Annotated in this window: 3 protein-coding genes; 2 read left to right on the forward strand and 1 reads right to left on the reverse strand. The window is 69.1% G+C overall.

Annotation, left to right across the window (positions count from 1 at the left end):
• The coding region (locus G3I40_RS28995) for an NAD-dependent epimerase/dehydratase family protein (protein ID WP_164305474.1) at window positions 1-284 on the reverse strand (284 nt) is incomplete at its 3' end.
• A 349-nt stretch (window positions 285-633) separates the two neighbouring features.
• Between G3I40_RS28995 and G3I40_RS29000 the strand changes: the two genes are divergently transcribed.
• Together G3I40_RS29000 and G3I40_RS29005 are read left to right on the forward strand one after the other, a co-directional pair.
• On the forward strand, window positions 634-2,916 hold the full coding sequence (locus G3I40_RS29000) for a (Fe-S)-binding protein (RefSeq protein WP_164305477.1): 2,283 nt from the start codon (window positions 634-636) through the stop codon (window positions 2,914-2,916).
• Window positions 2,917-3,022: 106 nt separating this feature from the next.
• A partial coding sequence (locus tag G3I40_RS29005; protein ID WP_164305479.1) for a VCBS repeat-containing protein occupies window positions 3,023-3,799 on the forward strand: 777 nt, incomplete at its 3' end.

Genomic DNA, 3,799 nt, shown 5'->3' on the forward strand with positions numbered 1-3,799 from the left:
CGGCGGGCGGCCTCGACGACCGGGAGCGCCCCGGCGGCCGGGGCCAGGTGGACGACCGCGTCGCAGCGGCCCGTCAGTTCGTCGAGGAGGCGGGCGCCGTGGACGGAGCCGCGCACGAAACGCAGCTTCGGATGCGGCCAGGCGGCGGCGAGGCGGGCGCGGCTGCCGGTGGACAGGTCGTCGAGGACGACGACGCCGTGGCCCCGGTCAAGCAGGGCGTCGGTCAGGTGCGAGCCGATGAAGCCGGCGCCTCCGGTGACCAGGTACGTCAGCGATGCGGTCATCGTGGGCCCCTCGTGAGTTGCGGTATTCGGGGTGACTTCGGGGTGACACCGGCGGGCGCGCCCGCCCGGAGCCCTCCATAAGCTATTCCGTTATGTCCAAATATGGGGCGAATAACACGATCTGCTTTGGCGTCAGGTCCCGCCACGCGCCCGAGGGCCGCCTCGGCACCGGACCCCGCCACACGCCTGAGGGTCACCTCAGCGACACAGATCACGACCGGGCCGACTACATTGCGACGGCGTAAGTGGGTAGTCTCAGACGGACTACATAAGTTACCGCTTAGTAATCACCGACGAGACCGACGAGTCCTCCCCGAGGACCCCCCTCGCAGGCCCGAGGAGCCCCCAAATGCAACTCGCCGCGATCATCGTGTCGCTGGCCCTGATCGTGGTCGGCGCCGCCCTGTTCGTCCGCGCCATCGCGCAGATCTACCGCTTCGTGCGGCTCGGCCAGAACGTCCCCGCGGGGACCCGCACCGACGAACCCGTCCAGCGCACGGTCACCCTGGCCAAGGAGTTCCTCGGCCACACCCGGATGAACCGCTGGGGCATCGTCGGGTTCGCGCACTGGTTCGTGGCGGTGGGCTTCTTCTCGCTCATCCTGACGATCGTCAATGCCATCGGCCAGCTCTTCCAGGCCGACTGGCTGCTGCCGCTCATCGGCGAGTGGGCGCCGTACAACGTCTTCGTCGAGTTCATCGGCCTGATGACGACGCTCGGCATCCTCACGCTGATCGTCATCCGTCAGCTGAGCAAGCCGAACAAGGCGGGCCGCAAGTCCCGCTTCGCCGGCTCGAACTTCGGCCAGGCGTACTTCGTCGAGGCCGTCATCCTCATCATCGGCGTCTGCATCATGCTGCTGCACGCCTTCGAGGGCACGATGCACCACGTGGACGGCTACGAGGCGTCGTTCTTCGTCACGTACCCGCTGATCCTCGCCTTCAAGGGCCTGAGCCTGACGGCCCTGCAGAACCTCGTCTACTTCGTGGCGATGGTGAAGATCGCGACGTCGTTCATCTGGATGATCACGGTCGCGCTCAAGACCGACATGGGCGTCGCCTGGCACCGCTTCCTCGGCTTCCCCAACATCTGGTTCAAGCGCGAGGCCGACGGCGACGTCGCCCTCGGCGCCCTGCAGCCGATGACGTCGAACGGCGCGCCGATCGACTTCGAGGACCCGGGCGAGGACGACGTCTACGGCGTCTCGCAGATCGAGCACTTCTCCTGGAAGGGCCTGCTCGACTTCTCCACCTGCACCGAGTGCGGCCGCTGCCAGTCGCAGTGCCCCGCCTGGAACACCGGCAAGCCGCTCTCCCCCAAGCTCCTCATCATGTCGCTGCGCGACCACGCGCACGCCAAGGCCCCGTACCTGCTCGCCGGTGGCGGCAAGGACATGGAGGGCAACGAGAAGGCGACCGAGGAGCAGCTCAAGGACGTCCCCGCGGCGGCCCTCGCCGAGGCCGAGCGCCCCCTCATCGGCACCCTCGAAGAGAACGGCGTCATCGACCCGGACGTCCTGTGGTCCTGCACCACCTGCGGCGCCTGCGTCGAGCAGTGCCCGGTCGACATCGAGCACATCGACCACATCGTCGACATGCGCCGCTACCAGGTGATGATCGAGTCCGCGTTCCCGTCCGAGGCGGGCACGATGCTCAAGAACCTGGAGAAGAAGGGCAACCCCTGGGGCCTGGCGAAGAAGCAGCGCCTGGAGTGGCTCAAGGAGCTCGACTTCGAGGTGCCGGTCGTCGGCCAGGACATCGAGGACCTCACCGAGGTCGAGTACCTGTACTGGGTCGGCTGCGCCGGCGCGCTCGAAGACCGCGCCAAGAAGACCACGAAGGCCTTCGCCGAGCTGCTCCACATCGCGGGCGTCAAGTTCGCGATCATGGGCGGCGACGAGAAGTGCACCGGTGACTCCGCCCGCCGCCTCGGCAACGAGCCGCTGTTCCAGCAGCTCGGCCAGGAGAACGTGATGGCGCTGAACATGGCGTTCGGCGAGGAGTACGACGACGACGGCAAGGTCACCGACGAGTCCAGGAAGCCGAAGACGGCCAAGAAGATCGTCGCGACCTGCCCGCACTGCCTCAACACGATCGGCAACGAGTACCCGCAGATCGGCGGCGACTACGAGGTCATCCACCACACGCAGCTGCTGCAGCACCTGGTGGACGAGGGCAAGCTCGTCCCGGTCACCCCGGTCGAGGGCCTCATCACGTACCACGACCCGTGCTACCTGGGCCGCCACAACAAGATCTACTCGCCGCCCCGCGAGATCATCGGCAAGGTCCCGGGCCTGCGCAACGAGGAGATGCACCGCCACAAGGAGCGCGGCTTCTGCTGCGGCGCCGGCGGCGCGCGGATGTGGATGGAGGAGCGGATCGGCAAGCGCATCAACAACGAGCGCGTCGACGAAGCCCTCTCCCTCAACCCCGACATCGTCTCCACCGCCTGCCCGTTCTGCCTCGTCATGCTGACCGACTCGGTCAACGGCAAGAAGAACGACGGCAAGGCCAAGGAGTCCGTCCAGGTCGTCGACGTGGCCCAGCTGCTGCTCGACTCCGTGCGCACGCCGGTCGACCCGGCGGGCGAGGAGGAGTCGGCGGACGCCCCGGAACCGGAGCCCGTGAAGTAGCAGGCACCCCTTCCGCACGTCACTGAGGGCACCCCGTTTCGACGGGGTGCCCTCAGTGCCATTATGGGGAAGTTGTGAACTCACGGGACGAGCGGGGGCCTTGCTGATGGCGCGTAAGGGAAGCGACGCACCGATACCCGCGCGCCGGGGCGGGGCGCTCGGCGTCCTCGTGCTGGCCGCCGCCCTCACCGCCTGCGGCGGCACCGACCACCAGGACGACGCCCGCCGCCCCGTGGCACTGACCGGCAAGCAGCACACCGCGCCCCGCCCGATCCCGCACGGCTCCGGCAGCAAGGTTCCCAGCGACTTCAACGGCGACGGCGCCCCCGACCTCGTCCTGGACGACCTCGCGCACGACGGGCTCGGCGACGACGCGGGCATCGGCATCGTGTACGGCGCCAAGGGACGCGGACCGGTGCCCGGGACACGCCAGTTGCTCTCCCCCACCAAGTTCGCGGCGCCCACGAAGGGGCAGGTCCCGGCGGCGTTCAGCTCCGAGGCGACCTGCGACCTGGACCGGGACGGGTTCGCCGACCTCGTCGTCTCCACCGACCCGCCCTACGACGGCCAGGGCACCCCGCCCGTACCGCTGCAGATCCTCTTCGGCTCCCCCGACGGCATCTCCGGCAAGGGCGTCAAGCTCACCGTCCCCGCGCGGGCCCGCTTCGGCAACGACTGGCCGGACCAGCCCGTCTGCGGCGACTTCGACGGCGACGGCAAGGACGACCTCGTGGTCCACGCGAGCGGCGGCCGGCTCTCCTTCCTGCCGGGCCCCTTCACCCGCTCCGGCACCCCCCGCGGCACGGCCCGCCTCGTCCAGGCCGCCGGCAACGTCCCGGCCGGGCCCGCCGCCGACGTGGACGGCGACGGCACCGACGACGTC

Origin of the sequence: Streptomyces sp. SID14478 (assembly GCF_010548525.1) — a bacterium.
Lineage (GTDB): Bacteria > Actinomycetota > Actinomycetes > Streptomycetales > Streptomycetaceae > Streptomyces.